This is a genomic window from Deltaproteobacteria bacterium IMCC39524, assembly GCA_029667085.1.
Classification (GTDB): Bacteria; Desulfobacterota; Desulfuromonadia; order Desulfuromonadales; family BM103; genus M0040.
Genome location: JARUHJ010000001.1, coordinates 859,063 through 882,112 on the forward strand (window position 1 = coordinate 859,063; position 23,050 = coordinate 882,112).

22 protein-coding genes are annotated in these 23,050 nt (G+C 51.4%); 10 read left to right on the forward strand and 12 right to left on the reverse strand.

All coding sequences use genetic code 11. The features are described 5' to 3' along the window. Window positions 1–6: 6 nt before the first annotated feature. Entirely contained in the window at window positions 7–1,122 is a 1,116-nt protein-coding gene (locus P9J64_04015) for an OmpA family protein (protein ID MDG5467481.1), read from the reverse strand. A gap of 288 nt (window positions 1,123–1,410) precedes the next feature. Here P9J64_04015 and P9J64_04020 point away from each other — a divergent pair, with 288 nt between their 5' ends. After that, entirely contained in the window at window positions 1,411–2,031 is a 621-nt protein-coding gene (locus P9J64_04020; protein MDG5467482.1) for a hypothetical protein, read from the forward strand. A 77-nt stretch (window positions 2,032–2,108) separates the two neighbouring features. Here the strand turns inward: P9J64_04020 and P9J64_04025 are convergent, their stop codons facing one another. The 9 genes from P9J64_04025 to P9J64_04065 form a co-directional block, all read right to left on the reverse strand. Next, window positions 2,109–2,735, reverse strand: coding sequence for a TPM domain-containing protein (locus tag P9J64_04025; protein MDG5467483.1), 627 nt, complete (start codon window positions 2,733–2,735; stop codon window positions 2,109–2,111). A gap of 58 nt (window positions 2,736–2,793) precedes the next feature. After that, window positions 2,794–3,513: a TPM domain-containing protein gene (locus tag P9J64_04030; protein ID MDG5467484.1), complete on the reverse strand. Its 720-nt coding sequence runs from the start codon at window positions 3,511–3,513 to the stop codon at window positions 2,794–2,796. 8 nt (window positions 3,514–3,521) lie between these two features. Continuing rightward, complete coding sequence (locus tag P9J64_04035; GenBank protein ID MDG5467485.1) at window positions 3,522–4,109, reverse strand: LemA family protein; 588 nt, start codon at window positions 4,107–4,109, stop codon at window positions 3,522–3,524. A 249-nt stretch (window positions 4,110–4,358) separates the two neighbouring features. Then, window positions 4,359–4,685: a zinc ribbon domain-containing protein gene (locus tag P9J64_04040; protein MDG5467486.1), complete on the reverse strand. Its 327-nt coding sequence runs from the start codon at window positions 4,683–4,685 to the stop codon at window positions 4,359–4,361. Window positions 4,686–4,721: 36 nt separating this feature from the next. Then, on the reverse strand, window positions 4,722–5,225 hold the full coding sequence (locus P9J64_04045; GenBank protein MDG5467487.1) for a ribonuclease H: 504 nt from the start codon (window positions 5,223–5,225) through the stop codon (window positions 4,722–4,724). A gap of 52 nt (window positions 5,226–5,277) precedes the next feature. Continuing rightward, the gene (locus P9J64_04050; protein MDG5467488.1) at window positions 5,278–7,536 is read right to left on the reverse strand and encodes a U32 family peptidase; all 2,259 of its coding nucleotides are present in this window, start codon (window positions 7,534–7,536) and stop codon (window positions 5,278–5,280) included. Window positions 7,537–8,189: 653 nt separating this feature from the next. Then, the gene (locus P9J64_04055) at window positions 8,190–8,618 is read right to left on the reverse strand and encodes a hypothetical protein (GenBank protein ID MDG5467489.1); all 429 of its coding nucleotides are present in this window, start codon (window positions 8,616–8,618) and stop codon (window positions 8,190–8,192) included. A gap of 95 nt (window positions 8,619–8,713) precedes the next feature. Then, window positions 8,714–9,604 carry a site-2 protease family protein gene (locus P9J64_04060; protein MDG5467490.1) on the reverse strand — a complete coding sequence of 297 codons (891 nt, stop codon included), beginning with the start codon at window positions 9,602–9,604 and terminating at the stop codon, window positions 8,714–8,716. A gap of 117 nt (window positions 9,605–9,721) precedes the next feature. After that, window positions 9,722–9,922, reverse strand: coding sequence for a YwbE family protein (locus P9J64_04065; GenBank protein ID MDG5467491.1), 201 nt, complete (start codon window positions 9,920–9,922; stop codon window positions 9,722–9,724). 431 nt (window positions 9,923–10,353) lie between these two features. Between P9J64_04065 and P9J64_04070 the strand changes: the two genes are divergently transcribed. From P9J64_04070 to P9J64_04080, 3 genes are all read left to right on the forward strand, one after another. Continuing rightward, on the forward strand, window positions 10,354–11,001 hold the full coding sequence (locus P9J64_04070) for an RluA family pseudouridine synthase (protein MDG5467492.1): 648 nt from the start codon (window positions 10,354–10,356) through the stop codon (window positions 10,999–11,001). A 293-nt stretch (window positions 11,002–11,294) separates the two neighbouring features. Next, complete coding sequence (locus P9J64_04075; protein MDG5467493.1) at window positions 11,295–11,900, forward strand: nitroreductase family protein; 606 nt, start codon at window positions 11,295–11,297, stop codon at window positions 11,898–11,900. Window positions 11,901–12,243: 343 nt separating this feature from the next. After that, window positions 12,244–13,017: an AMP nucleosidase gene (locus P9J64_04080; GenBank protein MDG5467494.1), complete on the forward strand. Its 774-nt coding sequence runs from the start codon at window positions 12,244–12,246 to the stop codon at window positions 13,015–13,017. 73 nt (window positions 13,018–13,090) lie between these two features. Here the strand turns inward: P9J64_04080 and lhgO are convergent, their stop codons facing one another. Further along, window positions 13,091–14,296, reverse strand: coding sequence for an L-2-hydroxyglutarate oxidase (gene lhgO / locus P9J64_04085; GenBank protein ID MDG5467495.1), 1,206 nt, complete (start codon window positions 14,294–14,296; stop codon window positions 13,091–13,093). 144 nt (window positions 14,297–14,440) lie between these two features. Further along, a complete protein-coding gene (locus tag P9J64_04090) occupies window positions 14,441–15,808 on the reverse strand; it encodes a DEAD/DEAH box helicase (GenBank protein MDG5467496.1) in 1,368 nt (455 codons plus the stop codon). 275 nt (window positions 15,809–16,083) lie between these two features. Between P9J64_04090 and P9J64_04095 the strand changes: the two genes are divergently transcribed. Genes P9J64_04095 through P9J64_04120 form a run of 6 tightly spaced genes read left to right on the forward strand, consistent with a single transcriptional unit; the run spans window position 16,084 to window position 23,046 of the window. Beyond that, the gene (locus tag P9J64_04095) at window positions 16,084–17,055 is read left to right on the forward strand and encodes a MoxR family ATPase (GenBank protein ID MDG5467497.1); all 972 of its coding nucleotides are present in this window, start codon (window positions 16,084–16,086) and stop codon (window positions 17,053–17,055) included. 11 nt (window positions 17,056–17,066) lie between these two features. Continuing rightward, window positions 17,067–18,011 carry a DUF58 domain-containing protein gene (locus P9J64_04100; protein MDG5467498.1) on the forward strand — a complete coding sequence of 315 codons (945 nt, stop codon included), beginning with the start codon at window positions 17,067–17,069 and terminating at the stop codon, window positions 18,009–18,011. Window position 18,012: 1 nt separating this feature from the next. Next, entirely contained in the window at window positions 18,013–18,525 is a 513-nt protein-coding gene (locus P9J64_04105; protein MDG5467499.1) for a DUF4381 domain-containing protein, read from the forward strand. Then, complete coding sequence (locus P9J64_04110; GenBank protein MDG5467500.1) at window positions 18,522–19,520, forward strand: VWA domain-containing protein; 999 nt, start codon at window positions 18,522–18,524, stop codon at window positions 19,518–19,520. The genes P9J64_04105 and P9J64_04110 overlap by 4 nt, the downstream gene beginning before the upstream one ends. Further along, window positions 19,517–21,343 carry a VWA domain-containing protein gene (locus P9J64_04115; protein ID MDG5467501.1) on the forward strand — a complete coding sequence of 609 codons (1,827 nt, stop codon included), beginning with the start codon at window positions 19,517–19,519 and terminating at the stop codon, window positions 21,341–21,343. The genes P9J64_04110 and P9J64_04115 overlap by 4 nt, the downstream gene beginning before the upstream one ends. Further along, complete coding sequence (locus P9J64_04120) at window positions 21,343–23,046, forward strand: BatD family protein (GenBank protein ID MDG5467502.1); 1,704 nt, start codon at window positions 21,343–21,345, stop codon at window positions 23,044–23,046. Before P9J64_04115 ends, P9J64_04120 begins: the two co-directional genes overlap by 1 nt. The last annotated feature ends 4 nt before the right edge of the window (window positions 23,047–23,050 follow it).

The following is a 23,050-nucleotide window of genomic DNA, read 5'->3' on the forward strand; positions in this document are numbered from 1 at the left end:
TCTGAATCAGTTAACTCCAGCAATAAAGCCGACAACACGACGGTTCTTCTGGCGGCCTGCTTCTGTATCATTAGGAGCAACGGGTGCAGCGGAGCCATACCAGAAGGTCGAGATTCGACTTGGATCAATGTTGAATTTTTTAACCAGGTAACGAGCAACAGCCTCGACTCGCTTGTGGGATAAAGCGAGATTGTATTCTTCTGTGCCGACGTTGTCCGTATGACCCGCCAGGACAATATAGCTGAGAGGGTTGCTCTGGAGGATTTCACCAACGGTATCCAGTTCCGCGCCGAACTCAACATTGATCTCTGCATCATCAAAACCAAACTTGATGCGGTCCAGGTTGAAACCAACAACCTCTTCCCGGGTTTCAGCCGTAACGATAAAAGTCTCTTCAAGGGCAAAGACCGAGCCAGAGAAGACCTCGGGTCGCTCTATCATGTCTTCAAAAGAATGTACCCTGGAGGCTTCGTTAATAGAGGCAACGGCCTCCATAAGCTTAACTTTGACCTCTTCATCAGTCGTGCTGATCACCTGGAAATCAACATCATGCTTGCTGGCAATTTTCCGCGCCAGCGTCAGAGGGCTGTCAGTAGCCCCTTCATCACTATGAGTTCCATCAGTAAACAAGAACACTACGGTATTGCCAGAGAGACCATCAAGAAAGCTTCCAAGCTTTCTCATGGCAGCAACCATCAGGGTCGGGCCACTTGCTTCTTTTGGCAGCTCATCGACAGCCTTCTGAAACTCAGCCTTTTTGAAGGGCTGCAGTTTATAGAATACGGTTCTTGGGTCCTCTTTGTTAGAAGGGGTGTATGAGTACAACCCGACTTTCAGCTCAGGATAAGAATCCGGCAGTAAATCAGCTCTCCGCTTCAGAATCGTTGTCGCTGCAGCCAGCTTCGACATGCCGCTATCGCCAAAGGGTTCACCCATAGATCCTGAACTATCGAACAAGATAATTACGTTGTCAGCAATACGTCTCAAAGTCTCAATTTTGTCAATTTTTTTAACGACTGAGGTTGCGACCACAGCCTCAAGTGCACGACTCTCCGGCACAAGGCCGCCGAGAACAAACGCCGTAGCAACGAAAATCATGACAGCAGTCTTTTTTTTAACCATCTTGTAACTCCTTATAAGTATTTGGTTTGGTGTTTACAATTTTTGACCGTGGACCTGTTTGCAAAAGTTATAGCAAAGACCTGCCGGATAGCAATGTAACGAAACACAATTCAATGGAAGTTCTTTTATCTTTAGCCGTGCTGTTTGCCCCCATTCCGCTGGAAACATAAGCAATAATCGTTGACCACACTCTTCATGAGAGGTTATTAGTTGTTTGTCTCTATGTTGGTCAAATGAGTCATGGAAGCCGTCTTTTTAACTGAGCCCCTGTTTACTTGAGGATATAAAATGAAAGTTAAGTCGCTCTTTCTTTACCTGGCCTTGGTCTTTTTATCCACAGAGGTTTGCGCAAACCCTATCGACGGCTTTGATGGTTTCAAATGGGGCACGACTAAAAACGAGATCGTAGAGGCCAGAGGCGATGAACCCATAATCTGGGGAGACTTTGAAGTCTGGCAGGCAAAAGACGGTGAAACCGTGAGCGGTTTCCCAATAAAGTTGATTGGTTATGAATTCAAGGATGGCTGCGATGAAAACAATGTGACTCGGTCAAGGCCCTGTTTCCTTGGAGGGGGAGCCTACCTTCTGGAAACAACTTCAACAGATGACATCGCTACACTCACAGGACTTCTCAGGGGTAAATATGGGAAAGACAGGATAACGCATGAAGTGGTGAAAAAAAGTCATCCGAGTGATGGTTTCCTCTATGCGAACATAAACAGCACTCGCCACATATGGCAACAGGCTGACAAATCTGCCATTGAGCTGTTTTATAAAAGTTACGACAGAGATTTTGTTGAGAATTTAAATGAAGTGAAAAAGGGCGTATTCAGAGTCGGAGTCAGATATTACAGCTCTGACTATATGAAGCAAACAGAAAGCACGAAAACCAGGAAAAAATCGTTCTAAGGTGAGTCGTCTTTTTTGAGTGTGTCGAACGCTAGAATGTCGATATTGAAAATTTTTATGCCCACCCAATTATTTGCTTATTCGATAATCAGGTTGGGTAGTTCATCGGTATCGTCAGCCTTAACAGGGAAATGCTCTGCGAGCAGTTGACCACAGCTCTCAATAGCTGCACAGAGAGCATTACAGGTGTCACCACGATGGATTCCTTCGGTGATAATCTGGACAACTGCATCCCAGAAGTTGGCAGGGACGACATCGTTAATCCCACGATCAGCCAGCACATGAACCCGGCGTTCGAAGAGAGAGATAAGAATAAGGATGCCGGTTTCGTCGCGGGTATGGTGCAGGCCCTGTTCAAGAAAGGAAATTATCGCTTTCTCCTCAACTTCGGCGCTGATCTCAACCGGGTGAATGAGACGTCGACGGAGAGTAGGAAGCTTGCGGATAAGGAGCTTGAAAGGAAAGTAGCAAAGAGCAAAGAGCCACAGGAAATGCCAGAGAGATTCGCCGAAAAAGCCCCAGCTGAGAGAGACTGCCGTCGCCAGTGAAAAAAGACCGGCGCCGAGGATTTCAGCTCGTGGGTAGTCATAAGACTCATCAACCACCATCGGCACAATTTCACCACTGGTTTGTATCTCAACCTGCTGCACTGCCGATTCAATGCGTTTTCTTTCTGCTTCGGTGAAGAGCTCTTTTGCTATCATTTGGGACCTTTGTCTCGTTCCAGATCAGTCATTAATCGCTGCCAGGTGCCGCGTACTATTACCAGCCGCCCGAAGAACCTCCACCACCAAAGCCGCCGCCTCCACCACCAAAGCCGCCGCCTCCACCACCAAAGCCGCCGCCTCCGCCACCCATACCGCCAATCCAGAAACCGCTGCCCCCACGTCGGCCACGCCGGCCGCCACCTTTACCGAGCAGCATAAGGCCAGGGCCAAGAAAAAGCAGCAGCGCCAACGAACCTAAGGGGTTGCGTTTTTTCTTACGAGACGTCGTCACGGTTCCCTGATATTCTCCACGAACCGCTTCGGCCATCCCTGTGATACCGGCGACAACACCACCTTCGTAATCACCAGCCTTGAAGTGTGGAGTGATGTCATTGTCAATAATGCGCCCGGCAAGCAGGTCGGTGAGTTTTCCTTCCAGACCGTACCCCACCTCGATACGAATCTTTCGCTCCTGTTTGGCGATCAACAGCAACGCACCGTTATCCTTGCCCTTCTGCCCTATGCCCCAGTTTTCGGCGACCTTCAGGCTGTATTCCTCCAGAACATCACCCTGCAGAGAATCGACGGTCAACACCACCAACTGGGTCGAATCGCTGGCCTCGAAGCCACGCAGAAAGTTTTCGATCTGCAGTTCCGTTGCCGACGAAATTAATCCCGCCAGGTCATTAACATAACCTGTGTGCTTTGGCACCTCAAGCGCCATAACATTTAGTGGTAAGAGAAGAAGCAGAATAAGCAAAACAAATCGACGCATCGACATGTTTAAAACTTAACCTTGGGTGCTGTTTCGGCACCGGCTTCTGCCTTAAAGGGTTCCTTGCGATCCAGGTTGAGCAGGAACTTGTTGGTCAGGTTGTTGGGAAAGGTCCGAATCGAACTATTGAAGGTTTGTACCGCCTTGTTGTAGCGCTGGCGAGCAACGTTGATACGGTTTTCGGTCCCTTCCAGCTGGTGTTGCAGATCAAGAAAATTCTGGTTTGCCTTCAAATCAGGGTAACGTTCGACAGTCACCAGCAATCTTGAAAGTGCACCGGAAAGAGCGCCCTGGGCCTGCTGGAATTTAGCCATAGCCGCAGGATCGCCGAGGTCGCCGGTTTTAATCTGGGTTTTGCCGACGCTGGCACGGGCTTCGGTAACGGCCTGTAGAGTCTCCTTCTCGTGCGAAGCATAAGCCTTGACTGTTTCAACCAGGTTGGGAATCAGGTCGCTGCGTCTCTGATAAGTTGCTTCAACATCAGCCCAGGCGGCAAAGACACCTTCTTCATTTTTCTGGATCTGGTTGTAGCCGCAACCGCTGAGAGCAGGCAAGGTAACAAGAGCGACGATCAGCAACAGGACAAAACGCTTCAACATGTGAAACTCCTTTTTCAGGGTCAAGTAGAAAGTTTGTATGCGGATTTTCACTATAGTCATCCACTTGGGGTTTTACAACCGGTCAAGACGTTATTGTTACGTTATTTCTCTAAAGCTGACGAAAGGCTAAAATACTTGTGATTCGCCCATTAAACGAGTTCATTTTACTTGGCGATCCTCAGCCACATCCCGTTGCCCATGGTTCAATTACGTTGGGTGTTCCCGGAACTCTGGGCTATGACATTTTTATAGGCTTTCAAGAAAACCGTAATACTCCTGGATACTACGCAGGGACTCCAACGTGAGCAGGTACAAAACCCAGCTAAGCAAAAGAATGCCGATGGTGAGGCCGAACTTCCATGCCAGGGTCGTTTGTGGCCGCCACCAGATCATGGGTAACGCCAGAGGGCCCACGCTACAAAGAGCGAGAACAATAAACGTGGTTCGGAAATACCAAGGCAATTTTTCTGTTTCGACACGTGGGGAAAAGGAGGGGTCCAAAAACTCACTGCAATGTTTCCACTTTATCGCCTCATCTTGAATGTCTTCAGCGCAGAAGAGACATTTTTTCATTGTCGTTTTTCCTTGTGGAACGGGTGACATGGGAGTTCAGTCCGACCCCAATGGCCCAACAGCCGACAACTCTGCTCTAAGAGCCTGCCTGGACGCTCTATCCACAAGCGTAAAGAGCCGGTCAACATCGTCCTTTTGTTTCGACGCCAGATGGCCGTGCACCTTCACCAATTCATAATCGAGCAGATCGGTCAGACGATAAAACTCCTGATACAGCTCATGGTTATTAAGCAGCCTGTTTTTGCTTGAGCGATAAGCCTTGCGATTCAGTTGTTCACGTCTGCCTGGCAAGTTGATGATATTCTGCGAATCCGTGTAAATAATCACCTTCCGCCCTGATACCTGAATATCACTCAACGCCCATAGCAATGACTGCAACTCGAGTTTTGTTGAAGAGGTTTGGGTGAAACGCTTAACACACACTTGTGCTATCAACGCCTCCAACGAAAGCCCGGGTTCAGGCACTGCGAGGTAAGCCCCATAGCCAATCTTGGACTGAGCATGCATACTGCCATCAGTAAGGAGAATCAAGTCTTTCATAAAAAAAGTCAGGTCTCGTTGTCAGCCTGTCGAACAAACAACGAACTGGCTGTTAGATGCCTCTTTGATATTGGGCGTTCGATGAGGGAGATATCGCTTTTGCAAGTTCTTCTCTTGCCTGTGGTTTTTCATTCAAAAGGTCCTCAAAAATCCTAATGACACGCGTTTCATTCATGGCGACTTTCGTTGCAGTTTTCACAGCCGTTAAATCGATGAAAAAGCTGGAGAACCGATCCGGCAAATCAGTCACTATATCTGCGTTCAAAAAGTTATGCTCGTTATAGATGCGATGATAACAACCTTTCGATTTATCAACAAACAGAGCACCATCTTTCAAGTTCTTAATGGAAGTAGACCTGTTGCATTCAAGTGTACACTCATCATCCACAATGCTTTTGGTACAGCCTTCAATCGTGTGAAGTAAACATTGTCGACTCGTCAGGAGCAAAACCGGATGATAAATGCTGTAGTAGAGTTTAAAATCTTTCGGTGGGATGATTTTCAAAATCTGCTTGCGGCTGATCTCATTTGACAGGAATGAACCGGAACAGTTGAGTTTCTCCTTTAAGCATAAAAGGCTGAAGGAATTAACGATATTCAAATAAGGGCCTGCGATCCAGGCAATCCCCTTCTTAGACGCCTCGTAAGCGATCCCGGTGTTGTTTGTTACAATCCGCTTGGGCTTTACCTGATCAAGGATATCAACTGCGGCAGTATAGTCCTTACCAATCAGAACCGGAGGGAACCACGGCGTTAAGATCTGGTTTTCCTGAAAAAGTTCTACCAACGCAGACGAGTCATCAGGAAAGCAACTAGGGAGATGGAAAAACAAATCAGCAGAGCTCTCGGAACACAGCTCCAGTTGTGCTATGGAAGAAATCAATACCGAGAGACGGGGTTTGTTTTTTAAAGTAGTCGGTTCTTCTAATCGCGGGATCTCGATCGGCTCAATCTCGTCTGTTGAGCCATTGAGGACAAAAAGCATGCTCTTCTTGATTGTAGTGAGCTCTTTAAGTGGCAGGAAAAGGCCCTTTTGCAGATTTTCGCATTCCAACTCGCCAAGAACATGTTCCGATTCATCGCCAGGTCCCAGCCGTTGATACAAACTCTCGTAATCCAGCCCTGCTCTGCTGCCCTGCACAGGGACTAACCTCGACACAGAAAGAATTTCGAACGGGGTGATGGAAATATCAGCACTCGTTATGAAGGCTTTCAGAACCCCGCCGAACTCACCGGAAACACAAATCTTCAAGGGAGTTTTCCCAACGTCCAAGAGGGCAATCTTTGCTTGTGCCTTGTTGATAATACCGGTTCTTATGTCGTGGAGTTCAGTCTTCGTCAGTCGGATATCTGTATCAGCGGAACGTCTATTTGCTTCATGGAAATAAAGGGCGGAATTATCTCTGGGATTGTCGATAAAGACTTCATTATTGAGGTTGTCCATCAGAAAAGCATTGGTGAAATCCCGGTTAAACACCTGATAAAGAGCGGTATCATCGCCGCTGGACTGATTATGACGATAGAAATTATCGAGCAGGCTTCGCCACGCATTCACAACCGTATAGACGTAATGAAACTTCTTCATCCGCCCTTCTATCTTTACAGAGTCAACGCCGGCGTCAGAGAGCGCTTTAAGATCATTAAAAGCAGAATTGTCTTTAAGGTTAAGGGGGAATTTTTTGCCCTTAGGGGTGGTCACGTACTGCTCCCGGCAGGATTGGTTGCAGCGACCGCGATTTGCCGATTTCCCTTCAAGGGCAGAACTTATATAGCAAATCCCCGAGAAAGAGAGGCAGTGGGATCCATGGACAAAGACTTCACTGAGAATGTTATTTTCATGCCCAACCCGCGTCAGAGTATGCAACTCATCAAGATTCAGCTCCCTGGATAAATTGACCCGGGTTGCAGAGATCTCACTTAGGAATTTTATCTGACCTTCGTTGTGCGTTGTCAGTTGAGTCGAGGCATGGATTTTAAGACTTTTAAAGTAGGTTGATAACAAATAAAGCAAGCCCAGGTCCTGAACAATCACGCCATCGATTTTGGTATTTACGAGTTTGTTCAGCAGGTTGATTAGAGCTCGAATTTCACTTTCAACGATCACAATGTTGATCGCTATAAAGATTTGGCAGCTGTTCCTGTGGGCAAGAGAGACGATACCGGCTAAGTCATCAAGTTCGATATTGGTTGCCCGCATCCTGGCGTTAAAAGTATTCAGGCCGAAGTATATCGCATCAGCACCGGCCACAATGGCAGCCTTTACAGATTCGATATCCCCGCCTGGTGCGAGCAGTTCAATTTTTCTTTTCATAGGATGATCGTAACTTAATTGGAGTAAAGGCGTGCAAAAAACACTCGCTAAGAATTGGGGCACTCAAAAGTGAGCGGCCCCAAAGCTTCTGACAGAGTTTAGTCTTGCTCCTATGATCTCGTCGAAAATAGAGAGGACAACAGATCGTTAATCTGATGTCCTTTAAGTCTTTGTTGAGAACCAAAAACAGAACCGGCGAGTCGCGTCTCGCCAGACGCCTTACTTTTGTCCAAGCGGCGACAAAAGTAAGCAAAAACGCCTAGCTCCTAGCGGAGGGCATATTCCTTTGCCAGGTTCCTGAGTTTTCTACTCGTAGAGGTTTTAGCATTCCGGCCCGTTTCAGGGGGACTGGCTGTAGTGTTTTCTAGTAGCAAGAAACATAAGAACACGAAACCCTGGTACTGAAACTAATGGAGAGGTCCTCAAGGGCCTCGTCAACTACGGGGGAACAGTAGCTTGATTGTCGGAAAATCTTTGCTGAATTGATGTTGCCGTGATAACGAGCCTGACATGCCAAGCGCAGCGCCAAGTTTTCTTTTGCTTCGTTTTCTTTGTCGCCACAAAGAAAATGACGTTGCTGTCGGGCAACCCCGACGGTTTTGCTTTTGTCTGTAGGGTTCAAAGTTCAACAATGAGAGCAACAGATTAACAATCTATTGGCTTGAGTCTCCCCTGCTCCAATAATCCTGCCAGAGTTGGCTGGCCACATCCCGACTAAACGCCTCCGGTTCTCCGCAGAGGCAGCCTTGTTCTTGCTCCAGAGTCTGTTTGTTTGGAATCAGCGCCAGACATTGGCAAGGCCGTTCAGCAACCGGGAAACGACAACCGTCAACCTCGAGAAACGAGCACCCAGAGGCCAATGACCGGGGAGCAGGAATCGGCACACCAGACTTCTCCCATAGCACCAGCCCCAACCCGGGTAAACGTTCGCGAAGTTGCTCAATCGTCAAATATTGGCCGGAGAAAAATATCGCAAAAAACCGTTCTGGATCGACCCAGACTCCAGGGCTTCCTTTACAGCAACGCCCTCCACATTCCCGGCAGAGAGGCAAATCCAGAGAGTCTCTTGTTTCTAACATCATCGGCGAAATTCTTGGTCAAAAGTCAGCGGCAATTTCCACACCCATAAAACTGGGCACTCAATTTTGAGTGCCCCCGATTTTCGATTCTGCACAAACTAGCGGACCTGAACCTGCGACTTATAGTCCTTTGGTGTTTGTTGAACAGCAGCCCCTTGTTGCTGAAATTTATCAAGGGGAATCTGCATCGCCAACATGCCGAAAGAGGTCACCGCCAGCAGGGCCAGAAAAGCCAGACCCATGCCGATCCGTTTCCCTGGAGTCACCGCATAGTAGCGAGCCTTTTCAACGGCTGAACGTTTGCTCGAACCATAGATTTGCAGACTGCCCATGATGATAATCAAGGCGATAATCGGAGACCAGGTCAGATAAAAGAGCCCGACCGCTCCGATCAGGCCGAGAACCCATAATTTAGGGCTGATAACCCCGATAATCCGGCCACCGTCGAGGGGGGAGATTGGCAACAGGTTGAAGAGATTAAGCAAGAAGCCGGTTGTCGCCAGCGCATACCAGAAGGGGTTGCCGGTTAGCATGCCGACTCCGGCACAGCCGATTGCGCCCAGGGTGCCAAGTAAAGGGCCGCCATAGGCCATCAGCGCTTCGGCAAAAGCATCTTTGGGCATCTGCTTCATACCAATAAATGCGCCCATAAAGGGGATAAACATAGGCGCCGTCGCCTTGATCCCCATCATCCTCAGGGCCACCACATGCCCCATTTCATGAATAAACAGCAACGCGACAAAGCCGACCGCGAAGGGCCACCCCCAGAACATAGCGTAGGCCCAAATGCTGATCAGCATGGTGATGAAGGTTTTGAACTTGCCGACCTGCAGGATTACCGCGAGGTATTTAAGTTTACCGAAAACAAAAAAGAGCAACAGGCCGATTGGCCCGAACTTGCTCAGTAAACCCTTTTTAGCCGGTGGTGGGGCAATCGGCTCAAAGGTAAATTGAACATCCTCTTTAGACTCTGACTGTGGATCACTCATTTACATATCCATATTCAATAAAGCGGGGGACTCAAAAAGGACACTCTATTTTGAGTGTCCCAGGTTCCAATGTCCAGGCCTCCAGGTGACGTGCCTTGTGAGGTCGGCCTTTAAAATTCAATCCGTCTCACACCACGACTTCACCCGACCAACCTGCCCATCTTCAAGCCGAACTTTGATGCCGTGAGAATGAAACGGGCTTTTGGTCAAAAGATCTTTAACCACACCCTGGGTCAGCTTACCGCTACGTTGATCTTTTTTCAGAATAATCATAACCGCCATCCCAGGCGTGATCTCTTCGCGATGTTGTCCATTCATAGGTTACTTCTTTGCAGCTTTCTTCTCTTGTTTTTCAGCCTTTTTTTCTTTCGGAGTTTTAGCCGAAGCTTTCTTTACCGCTTTCTTGCTGTCTTGACCCTTACCCATGGCTTTCGCTCCTTATTGTTTAAGATTATGGTGTGTATTCATCAACTAGCATCATACACTACAATCTGGAACGGGGAGTGGTTATTATAAAGCTTCATTGCAGCTGTTCCCTCCACCCTTAGCTCTGCAATGTCATACATATAGAATGGGACTTGATGTTTTCCAGTAACACACTACCTATGTGTCATCGAAATAAGCACTATCCTTAAGGCTGTCAGTTCTTCTATGGTGTCATAAGCACCTCTAAAAAAAGGAAAGGCGGTCATCCGTTGGCGCTACTACAAAAAACAAAGAAACCGAACAAGTTCAGGAAATCAGGAGGGATGACCATTCTCCACGAAGATAAGGATCTGCTCGTGGTCGAGAAACCTTCAGGACTGCTGACCGTCGGCACGGCACGGGACAAGGCGCGCACGGCCCACTACCTGCTTAATAATTATGTTCGCAAAGGCGACCCGAAGTCGCGCAACCGGGTGTACGTGGTTCATCGCCTCGACCAGGAGACCTCCGGGATTCTACTATTTGCCAAAAGTGAAAAGGCCAAGCAGTTCCTGCAGGAACACTGGGATGAAACCGACAAATACTATCTAGCCATAGTTCACGGCCGATTGACGCCTCCTGAGGGCAAAATCTCCACCTATCTCGCCGAAAACAAAGCTCACAATGTCTACTCAACCGGTGACGTTACCAAGGGCAAGCTCTCTCATACGGAGTACCGGGTTCTTCAGGAGACCAGGGAAAACAGCCTAGTAGAAGTTCATCTGCTCACAGGCCGCAAGCATCAAATCCGTGTGCATTTCGCAGAGCAGGGGCAACCTGTTTTGGGAGACCGGAAGTACGGCACCACCGCTCGGGCGGCGAAACGACTCGCTCTGCATGCCCGCACGATCAGCTTCCTTCACCCTTTTAACGGCAGGCGGATGAAATTTGATGCCGGGGTACCGGAGGATTTTGTCAGGATGTTAGGCTAAGGGTTTTCATATTCGTTGGCAAAGGCAAGCCGGTGCTTGTTACGAACAAAGCTAAAGAGTTACGGACTTATAAGTCAAACAACAGTTGTAAGTATTTAACGCAATTTACAAGGCTGAAGGGGATTAAGGGGTGGGGTCAATCTTAAAACTATCTGAACGCTGATTTTCACGGTGAATGCTGATCAAGCCAAAGGATAAATTCTCTTCTCTACGTGCTGAACTCCAAACAGCGGCTATACTTAGCCGAACGATCCTATTATCTGAGGAGTACATTTCTGTAAGGAGGACGACTCATGGACACTTTTGACGCTATTTACCAACGTCGCGCAATCAAGCATTTTGACCCTGAGCATCAATTGACTAATGAAGAAGAAAACAAAATTCTTGAGGCGGCCATTCAGGCCCCCACCAGTTTCAACATTCAACATTGGCGGTTTGTGATTATTCGCGACCCAGCCTTGCGACAGAGAATTCGCACTGAGTTTGGCAATGATCAAGCCCAGATGACCGATGCCTCCCTTCTTATCATTATGACTGCGGATACCATGGCCTGGGCTAAAGAGCCAGGCCGTTACTGGCAGAACGCGCCACAAGAGGTATGCGACCTGCTGGTAAACTGGATGGGCCCATTTCATGAAGGACGTGAGTGGTTGCAGCGTGACGAAGCACAGAGATCAATCGGCCTGGCGATGCAGACGATCATGCTCTCTGCGAAAGCAATGGGCTATGACTCCTGCCCAATGATCGGTTTTGACATTGATAAGGTCGCAGAATTAATCAACTTGCCAGACGACCATGTTATGGGCCCAATGGTGGCCATTGGTAAAAAAACCAAGGAGTCCTGGCCAAAGCCTGGTCAATTACCTCTCAACCAGTTAGTTTTTGAAAATTCTTTCTAGTGTCGTGCCAATGATGAAAAGACGTAAAGACAACGCCGTAGTTTTTTGTGCCAGCAAGGCATGTCTTGAGTCACATAGTTGTAACTACGTGGATTAAGACATAACGAAGCAGGCGCGGAAAGGAACAAGTTGGATGCGTCAGTTTGTCGTTGACGCGGCACTAGGTTGGCTTTTCTTTAAATGCATGGCCGCACGATACTGATCGTGCGGCCATGTTATTGAAGACCCCTCCCATTAAAAATATTACCGCCCCATCTCCGGCAATGTTCCCTTGCTAAATCACCGTCACCTTTTATCCTTTAGTAAAGGTTCCGGATCACTACTATTCCAAGAAGGAGTGCCTATGGTCGACCGATTGCAGATCACCAAAAACTGGTTACCGCGCTACACCGGAATGCCGCTCGATAACTTTGGCGAGTACATTTTGCTGACCAACTTCAGACACTATGTCGACATGTTCGCGGAAATGTTCTCCTGCGATATCCACGGTGAAAGTAAACCAATGCAGGCGGCAACCAACAGTGATGGCCTGACCATTGTCAACTTCGGCATAGGCTCAGCGAACGCTGCCACCATCATGGATCTGCTCAGCGCCATACAGCCCAAGGGAGTGCTGTTTCTCGGCAAATGTGGAGGATTGAAGAAATCATCGGAAATCGGTCACTTCATACTGCCGAATGCCGCAATTCGCGGGGAAGGGACCAGTAACGATTATTTCCCGGCCGAAGTACCGGCGCTGCCCTCGTTCAAACTACATAAATTTGTTTCCGAGAAAATTCTCGAACTCGGTCACGAGTACCGAACGGGCGTAGTTTACTCGACCAATCGACGTATCTGGGAACACGACCAGAATTTTATGGAAAAGTTGCAAAAGATGACCAGCATCGGCATCGACATGGAAACCGCGACGATCTTTATCGTCGGACACTACAATGTCATCGCTCGCGGTGCCCTGTTGCTGGTCTCGGATGTGCCCCTCACCCCCGAAGGCGTCAAAACCGAAGAGTCAGACCTGATGGTGACTCAACGATGGGCTGACAGCCACTTGAAGATAGGCATTGATGCAATGACCGAAATTGGGGAAAAGGGAGAGAAAATCAAGCACTTTCAGTATTAAAGACAAGAGACTCCCTATCGTTTTAAAGAGCCAGGGATCAAACGTGAGCCATCAGCGGCCCCTTCTTGTCCGGCTATGTTATTGTCGCCATGACCTGGTCAGCAATATGCTCTGCGATACTCAAAGAGGCCGTTGCTGCCGGTGAAGGAGCATTGAGAACGTGCACCATGCGCCCTTCCGTCTGGATGCAGAAATCATCGACCATCCTGCCCTCGTTATCAACGGCCTGGGCACGCACGCCGCTGCCACCTGACACCAGGTCACTTTCCCGGACTTCGGGCATAAGCCGCTGCAGGCTTTTCACGAACTGTTTTTTCGAGAAAGAACGTCTGTATTCCTCAATCCCCGTCTTCCAGAAACGGGCCGACAATTTCCAGAAACCAGCAAACGCAAAAGTGCCAGCCAGATCGGGCAATGAAATATCACTGCGTCGATAGCCTTCGCGCTGCCAAGCCAATACGGCGTTCGGCCCTGCTTCGACAGTGCCATCGATCATACGCGTAAAATGGACGCCGAGAAACGGCATCAACGGATCTGGCACCGGGTAGATCAAATGATTCACAAGCTTGCTGCGCTCCGGTTTGAATTCATAGTATTCACCGCGGAACGGGATGATCCTTAACTTTGGGCGGAGCCCGGCCAGACGAGCAATCTGATCTGCGTGCAGACCGGCACAATTCACCAGGCTGCGGGCTTCAAAGGTTTTGTGACCACTATGGATCAGGTAGCCATCCTGCTTCGTTTGAATCTTCGAGACCGGTGAGTTCAGGTGAACCACACCACCACGAGACTGAAAAAGTTCAGCGAGCTTCTGCGTAACACGAACATAGTCAACGATTCCGGTCTGTGGCACAAACAAGCCGGCAACTCCTCGAACATGCGGCTCATGCTCCTGCAATTGAGCCACTGAAAGCCTTTGCAAACCCTCAAGACCATTCGCTTTCCCTCGGCGTTCCAGCTCCTCCAACGCGGGCAATTCTGTATCATCAACAGCAACAACGACCTTGCCACAACGCTGATGAGGGATGTCATAGACATTGCAAAAGCGGTAAAGAGCCTCTCGCCCAGACGCGCAGGTTTCCGCTTTCATGGAACCAGGCTTGTAGTAGAGACCGGCGTGGATCACACCACTATTGTGGCCGGTTTGATGAGATGCCAGGCTTGCTTCTTTCTCTAATAGAGCTATTTTCAGATTGGGATTGCGGGAGCTGATCGCAAGTGCAGTGGCACAGCCTACGATGCCTCCGCCAATGACAACCAAGTCGATGTTTGTGCTCATATGACTGAAGACCTCACAAGTTAAAGTGTTGTATCAGAAGTTAACCACAAAACATTATTATTACAACGAAAGCGGGGAGCACTAATGATTAAGTGCCCCCCGTAAGAGTTTCGTTTCGATTTGATTGAATGTGAACAGGCTGACCTACTTAATCGTTTTCGTCCTGCTCAATCGGCGACCGACCTTGGGCGCAGGGGACTTGGTGTCAGCTTTACCCCGTCGACCTGTTGTGGTCTTGGTCGGAGACTTGGCTTTCGCAGGTTTTGCTGCGGCCTTTTTGGTCTTTGCAGGAGATTTCGCCTTGGCAGATTTTTGTTTAGATTTGGACGCGCCCTTGGCTTTTTTCCCGGGTTTCGCCTTGACTCCTCGCTTGACTGCAATCACGGGGAATTCGGCAATTGATTCCTGCGGAATGGCATATTCAAGCAGCTTTTCAATTTCCACCAGCCGTGCCTGCTCAGCAGGGCAAACCAGCGAAATCGCAACACCATCTTCCCCTGCCCGGCCGGTGCGACCGATCCTGTGTACGTAGTCTTCCGGGACCTGGGGCAACTCGTAATTAACAACGTAAGGCAGATTTGCAATATCAAGCCCGCGTGCGGCGACATCAGTTGCCACAAGCACACGTACTTCACCCTTCTTGAATTCTGCCAGGGTCCGCGTTCTGATCGACTGACTCTTGTTGCTGTGGATGGGGGCGGCCTTGATCCCGTCAAAGAGCAACTCGTCGGTCAACTTATCGGCACCATAGCGGGTGCGCGTGAAAACAAGAACCTGGCTCCAATTGCCCTTACGGATCAGATGCGAAAGCATTTCACGCTTGCGACTGCGCTCAACCGGATAGATCGCCTGGGTGATCGCATCAGCAGCGATGTTACGGCGTTCGACTTCGATCCTTCGTGGTTGATCGAGCAGTTCGTCAGCAAGCTGCTTGATGCTCTTTGAATATGTAGCCGAGAAGAGCAGGTTCTGTCGATCTCCCGGCAGGAATTCCGCCACCCGAAGGATGTCATCAATAAAGCCGAGGTCGAGCATGCGATCCGCTTCGTCCAGAACCAGGAATTCAATTTCGTTAAGTTTGATCGTGCCACGTTCAGCGTGATCCAGAAGCCTGCCTGGCGTTGCGACCACAATATCAACACCCCGGTCCAAACGCTCCATCTGCGGCCGGATGTTGACACCACCGTAGATCTTGATGGAACGCAAAGACAGACGACGACCGTAGTTCTGCATCTGCTCGCTGACCTGGGCGGCAAGCTCACGGGTAGGAACCAGAACCAGGGCCCTGGGATGCCGGCGCTTTTTGTAGGTGGTCGTTTCACTCAGCATCTGCACGATCGGCAAAGCAAATGCGGCTGTTTTGCCGGTACCGGTTTGAGCGCCGGCAAGCAAATCGCAACCTTCGAAGATGACCGGGATCGCCTGACTCTGGATCGGGGTCGGTGTTGTGTATCCTTGTGTTGCAATCGCGCTCAATAGTTCAGCGCGCAGACCGAGCGAAGAAAATGACATCAGAAAAGTCCTTACACCCCCCTTTACAGGAGTAGCGTCTTACTTATAAGAAAATAGAAAACAACAGTGACCGGGACATTAGCCGATTGACCCGACACTGTCAATTAAGCGATGTTCCATCAATTGCTAAGATCAATCTCGCCCTGCAGTGCAAGAAGTGTTAGTTTGTCCAGTCACAGAGAAAAGGCCAGTAAACCTGCTTGATTTTCAGATGATTTTTTTTTATAAATTTACTCCAAAAAAAATTTTCTCACTTAAAAAACAAGGGCTTGAACATGAATGAAATCCAGGCTGTTTTTTCTGATCTGTCGAATTCGTTAAGCACCCAGGTCCTCGGACAACCACACCTGATCGAGCGCCTGCTGATTGCCTTGCTGGCCGATGGCCACCTGCTCGTTGAAGGTGCTCCGGGGTTGGCCAAAACCCGTGCCATTCAGAAACTTGGCGAACATATAGAAGCAAATTTTCATCGCATCCAATTCACGCCGGATCTCCTGCCTGCAGACCTGACCGGTACCGACATTTTTCGACCACAGGACAGCAGCTTCGTGTTTCAACCCGGGCCGCTCTTTCACAACCTGATCCTGGCAGACGAGATCAATCGCGCCCCTGCCAAGGTCCAGTCTGCACTACTCGAAGCGATGGCCGAACGTCAGATTACCATCGGCCAGACCAGCTACCCACTCGACGATCCGTTTCTGGTTATGGCGACCCAGAACCCGATTGAGCAGGAAGGCACCTATCCGCTCCCTGAAGCGCAGCTCGACCGTTTTCTGCTGCATGTGATGGTCGGTTACCCGCAGGTTGCAACGGAACAACAAATCCTGAACCTGGCACGCAACGAAGCGAGAAACGGCAGAGCGGCAAAAGAGGAAAAAGCTGCGCAGCTCAGCAACAGGCAGTTACAAGAAGCCCGCTCACAGGTTCTGGATCTCTACCTGGCAGACAACCTCGAAGAATACTTATTGCAGCTGGTGCTGGCCACCCGACAGCCTGAACCTTACGGCGAGGATCTGGCCGGCTGGATCCAGTACGGTGCCAGCCCCCGGGCAAGCATTGCCCTCGATCGTTGCTCGCGGGCACGCGCATGGCTGGCAGGTCGGGATTTTGTTAGCCCGGAGGATATCCAGTCCCTCGCCTTTGACGTCCTGCGTCACCGGGTGCTGTTGACCTATGAGGCTGAAGCCGAAGGAGTTAACGTCGATCGCCTAGTTGCTGAACTGATTGCCCGGGTTCCGGTGCCCTGAGGACTTTGTCCGTGCAACACTCCCCGAAAATATCCAGACCGCCGGAAGTCAGTATCAACCTGGCCGATCTGATCGCCTTGCGCGGTAAAAGTCGCGGTTTTTCCCTGCGCCCCGGCCAGATCCGTGCTGCGCAGAACGGTGCCTATCTGAGTCGGGTGCGAGGACGCGGCATGGAGTTCGCTGAAGTGCGCGGCTACCAGCAAGGCGATGATGTACGCAGCATCGACTGGCGGGTCACGGCACGCCAGGGCAAGCCTCACACCAAGCTATTCCAGGAAGAACGTGAACGGGCGGTGTTGCTCGCCGTCGATTATCGACGTCCGATGTTTTTTGCCACCCGTGGTTCGTTCAAGGCGGTGCAGGCATCGAAACTGGCGGCACTCCTGGCCTGGCGATCCCTGCAACAGGGTGACCGGGTGGGTGCCTTTCTCTTCTCTGAAGAACGCCAGTGCGAACTACGCCCGCAGCTCGGCAAAGCCGGCGTGCTCACCTTGTTAAGGCAAATGGTGGCAGACCCGGCCTGGCAACGCCCCTTGCACCAGCCCTTTGAACCACAGCAGCGGCTCGCCCAGACCCTGATGCGCCTGCGTCGGGTCGCACGCCCAGGCAGCCTGATTTTACTGTTGAGTGATTTTTCCCAATGGGACGAACAGGTTGAGAAGCAACTAAGCCTGCTCAGTCGACATAACGACCTGGGTCTAATCTTCTGCCATGACCCACTCGAGGCAGAGCTGCCTCCTGCCGGCAGCTACCGGGTCAGCGACGGCAGAAATGATCTGACCATGAGCACCCTTGATCGTTCCGGCCGCGACCATTATCGCGACAAATTCGCACAGCACCTTGAGACTATTGAGCAGTTTTGCCGTCAGAGGCGCAGCCTGTTTCTGACCTGCGCCACCAACCAGGCCCCACTGGACTGTCTGCAGCAGGATTTACTTAAGCGAAGCGGAGGCTGAGATGCCATCAGTGCCCTTCTCCCCTGACACTCTGCCTTTACGCGATATTCACCTGCCACCGGCGATCTCATGGTGGCCCCCGGCTCCCGGATGGTGGCTGCTGTTGCTCGTACTGCTCCTGTTGATTGCCGCACTCTACGCCCTATTCCAACGACGACAGCGCAAACAGTTACAGCGTCTAGCGCTCTTTGAATTGGAAGAACTTCAACGCCAACACAGTAAGTTTGAGAACCCGCTGCAGCTGCTTGAGGGGTTGTCCCGTCTGCTTCGCCAAGCAGCAATCCTGCACTTCCCGCAGAACCACTGTGCAGGCCTGGTCGGTGAAGACTGGCTCCGTTTTCTTGATCAGCAGCTTGAGGACCGACTTTTCTCTCAAGGGCCAGGTCGACTCTTGGCCGAAGGCCCTTACCTGCCGCGGATCGAGCAGATGGACACTGAAGCACTGTTGGTCCTCTGTCGCAGATGGCTGCAACAGCTGCCACCGGCACCGAAACCGCAGGGGAGACGAAGATGATCGAGTTTGTCTGCCCCTGGGCGTTCCTGCTGCTGCCTCTGCCTTACCTGGTCCATCGCCTCTTCCCCCCGGCGCTGGCCGCTGAAGAAGCCGCTCTCTGGGTTCCTTCTTTACAACCATTTGTCGACAACCGTCATCAACGCAGTCGGCGGCGCTGGCCATGGTGGCTGCTGATACCGATGCTCTTCTGCTGGTTGCTGCTTGTAACGGCAACAGCTCAGCCGCAATGGCTCGGTGAGCCCTTGGAGTTGCCGGTCAGCGGCCGCGACCTGGTGATGGCGGTCGATCTTTCCGGCAGCATGAAAACTGCCGACTTTGTCCTTGAAGAAGAGACCGTCGACCGCTTGACAGCACTCAAAAAAGTGGCCGTTGAGTTCATTCGCCGTCGTCAGGGAGACAGAATCGGCTTAATCCTGTTTGCTGACCAGGCCTATGTACAAACCCCTTTGACCTTCGACCGGCAAACCATAGAAAAGCTACTGCTCGAAGCTGTGTTAGGACTGGCTGGAGAAAAAACGGCCATCGGTGATGCCATTGGTCTAGCCGTCAAACGCCTGCAAGAGGCAAAAGCAAAACAAAGGATTTTGATCCTGCTCACCGACGGCGCAAATACCGCTGGCCAGGTCAGTCCCATCAAGGCAGCGGAGCTTGCCGCAAGAGAGGGCCTGAAAATCTACACCATCGGCATCGGCGCAGACGAGATGACGGTGGGGTCCTTCTTCTTCAAACGCACCGTCAACCCTTCTGCCGATCTCGATGAGAAGAGCTTGCGCAAAATCGCCGAGCAAACCGGCGGCCGTTATTTCCGTGCCCGTGACACTGCTGAGTTGGAACAGATTTACGCCATGCTCGACGAACTGGAACCTGTGGAGAAAGACCAGGAAATATTTCGCCCGGTCACTGCGCTCTATTACTGGCCGCTCGGCCTGGCGCTGTGCGGTGCGTTGTTGCTTGGGCTGATCGATCAGGGACGACAGCGTTGGGGGTGGCGATGAACCAGTTTCATTTTCTACGCCCGGACTGGTTCTGGTTTCTGTTACCAGTGGCCTTGCTGCTGGTCTGGCTTTGGCGACAACAATTGCGTAGCCGCAACTGGCAGGCGGTCTGCGATCCTCAGCTGCTCCCTTACCTGCTGCTCGGTCGTTCCCAAAGACGCCGCAACTGGCCGCTTCACCTGATCATGATCGCGCTGTTACTGGCAATCATCGCCTTGGCAGGGCCGACCTGGGAGCGCCTGCCGCAGCCACTTTTTCGCCAGAATTCAGCCTTGGTGATTCTGTTCGACCTTTCAGCGTCCATGAATGCTGCTGATCTCAAGCCGAATCGACTGATACGGGCTCAGTTGAAGATCACCGACATCCTTCGTCAGCGTCGGGAGGGGCAAACCGCCCTGGTGGTCTTTGCCGGTGACGCCTTCATCGTGACTCCATTGACCGATGACAGCAAGACGATCGAAGCGCTGCTCGACAGCCTGGAGCCAGGCCTGATGCCAGTCCTTGGAAGTCGCCCTGACCTGGCCATCAAGCAGGGACAACGCTTGTTGCAACAAGCCGGGCTGGCAAAAGGAGCTCTGCTGCTGGTCACTGACGACGATCAAACAGGCAAAGCACTGGGTGTGGCCAAGCGCCTGCAGCAGAGCGGATACCGTCTGTCAGTCCTCGGAATCGGTACAGAAGCGGGCGCGCCGATCCCTCTCAAGGACGGTGGTTTTTTCAAAGACAGCAACGGGCAGGTTGTTTTGCCGCGCCTCAACCCTGCAGCGCTGCGCGAACTTGCACAAGCCGGTGGCGGTATTTACCAGACCATCCGGGTCGACAATCAGGATTTAAAACAGTTGCTGGCGGCCTCTTTACAAAGCAAGCTAGCAATCGACCAGCAGCGGAGTGAACAGCTTGGCGACCAGTGGAAAGAAGCCGGTGTCTTGCTGCTCTGGCCGTTGCTGTTACTGACCGCATGCGCTTTCCGACGCGGCTGGTTGACAATTTTCATCTTCTGCACCTTGCTGACTCAAACGGCGCAAGCGTTTGACTGGCAACAGCTCTGGCAGCGCTCTGATCAGCAGGGCGCTCAGGCTTTTGCAGAAAAAGACTATGCAAACGCAGCAGAGCAGTTCCAAGACCCGCGCTGGCAGGCCAGCGCTCAGTACCGGAACGGCAACTACGCTGAAGCCGCCAAGTTGCTGGAGCAGGCAGAGAGCGCAGATGACTGGTACAATCGGGGCAACGCGCTAGCCAGGAGCGGACAGTTGGCCGAAGCAATCAGCGCCTACGATGAAGCCTTAAAGCTCAACCCTAAAGACCAGGATGCATTGGCTAACAAGCATCTGGTCGAAGACGCTCTTGAGCAACAGCAACAACAGTCTTCATCTGAAAACAACGAGCTTTCATCGCAGAACGATGAATCGGCATCAAAAAACAGCGAATCGTCACCGCAGAACGGTGACTCCTCCTCAGAACAGTCGGAGTCCGGTTCTGATCAGAAGGATAAAGAGTCCGATGCTGATTCAACTCAGGAGGACGGAGCGCCATCATCTCCGAATCAGGAACAGAATCCTGCAGACTCAGACAATTCAGAGACTGAAGAATCCGGACAACAACAGCCGAAAGCTCAAACGGCACAGCAGGAACAGCAGAAATCTGAACAAGCGTCCCCAGAAGCGGCCGAGGAGATGGATAGCCAAGCCTCTACGGAGGAGCAGCGAGCGGCCCAGCAGTGGCTGCAACGCATTCCAGATGATCCGGGTGGACTGCTGCGCCGAAAATTTCTCTACCAATACCGCCAACGACAAGAGCGACAAACGAGTGACAAGCCATGGTAATGCGACACATATATTCTCTCCTGATCCTGTTACTTTTACTGGTACTGAGCCCGGCGTTAAGTCTTTCCGCCCAGCTTAAGGCTGTTCCTGACCGGACCCGGGTTGGGCTGGATGAAAGTTTCAACATGGAGCTGCGCGCAGACGGCAGCCTTGACGGCGATCCGGATTTAAGCGTACTGGATCAGAATTTCGAGCTACTGGGCCGCTCCCAGTCTTCGCAGATGCAAATTATCAACGGAGACTTCAGCCGCTCAACGGTCTGGAGCCTTACCCTAATGGCACGCAGCGCCGGCAGCAAAGAGATCCCGGCCCTCTGCGTTGGCAGCGATTGCAGCAAACCGATCAAAATTGAGGTCCTGCCAGCCGGAAAGAGCAACACCCTGGCCGGTGCGAATGATCTGCTTCTCGAAGTTGCCACCGAGCCAAACAAGGTATGGGTGCAATCACAGGTTCTCTATAAGGTCAAGCTGCTAACCCGTCTCAATTTCCTGCAGGCCAGCCTCAGTGAACCGGAGCCAGTCGGCATCGAAGCGGTGGTACAGAAGCTCGGCGAGGATCGCAACTATGAAACCGAGCGCGATGGCTTACTTTACCGAGTTTTCGAACGCGATTATCTTATTTTCCCGCAACAAAGTGGCCAGCTAAAAATTCCGCCGGCACGCTTTACTGCACAGGTCGCAGATGGTGGCCGACGCAGCCTTGACCCTTTTAACCAGAGAACCAGGCAGATCCGTAGGAGCTCTGAAGAAATCAACATTGAGGTGCTGCCGGCGGCAGAAGCCGAAGGACGCAGTTGGCTGCCGGCTAGAGAACTGCAACTGGAAGACGATTGGCAAAATCCTCCGCGGCTAACCGTTGGTGAACCGGCAACCAGAACGATTACCTTGAGCGCCATGGGCGTGCCCGCGGCACAACTGCCTGCTCTGAAAATTGACGTTCCTGACGGCTTTAGAAGCTATCCTGACCAGCCAAAACGAGAGGACCAGTTAAAAGAGAACGGTGTGCTCGGCATCCTGCAGGAGAAGCTGGCCCTCGTGCCGACCCGTCCAGGCACACTCCGCCTGCCTGAGATCAAGATCGACTGGTGGGACCTGGACGATGAGCGCTGGCATCAAGGGCGGTTACCGGCGCTGGACGTTGAGGTCCTGCCGGCAACAAACCAACCTGCTGTCACCGCCACTCCGCCTGCGGTTCCACAACAAGAGCCTTTGCCGCAAGAAGACAAACCACAGGTGGAGGTTCCCACCTTACCAACGTCCGAAGAACACGGGTTTTGGCCCTGGCTGAGTATGGCGCTCGGTGGCGGTTGGTTTTTGACGCTGCTGTTTATCGTCAAGGGGAAACTGGTGAAGCGCAATCAGGAGAACAAACAGGAGCAGCAAGAAGATAGACCGGACCTCAAGACAGCACGAAAGAGATTAGATCAAGCCCTTGCCTCGGGCAACCCGGCGCTCATTCGCAGTGCAATGCTCGATTGGGGGACTGCCCTCTTCCCGAAGCAGCGGCCCGGCAATCTGGAAGAGCTGGCGGCTCTCTGCGGCGAACCACTCAAGCAGAAACTGGAACTGTTCAGCAGAAGTCTTTACAGCCGCGAGAGCAACGATTGGGATAGCCATGGGCTGAGCGCAGCAGTGCAAGAGGTACAACAAAAGGCGACGAAAGCTGAGAACCACAAAAAGCTGCCACCACTGTATCCGCATTAGATCC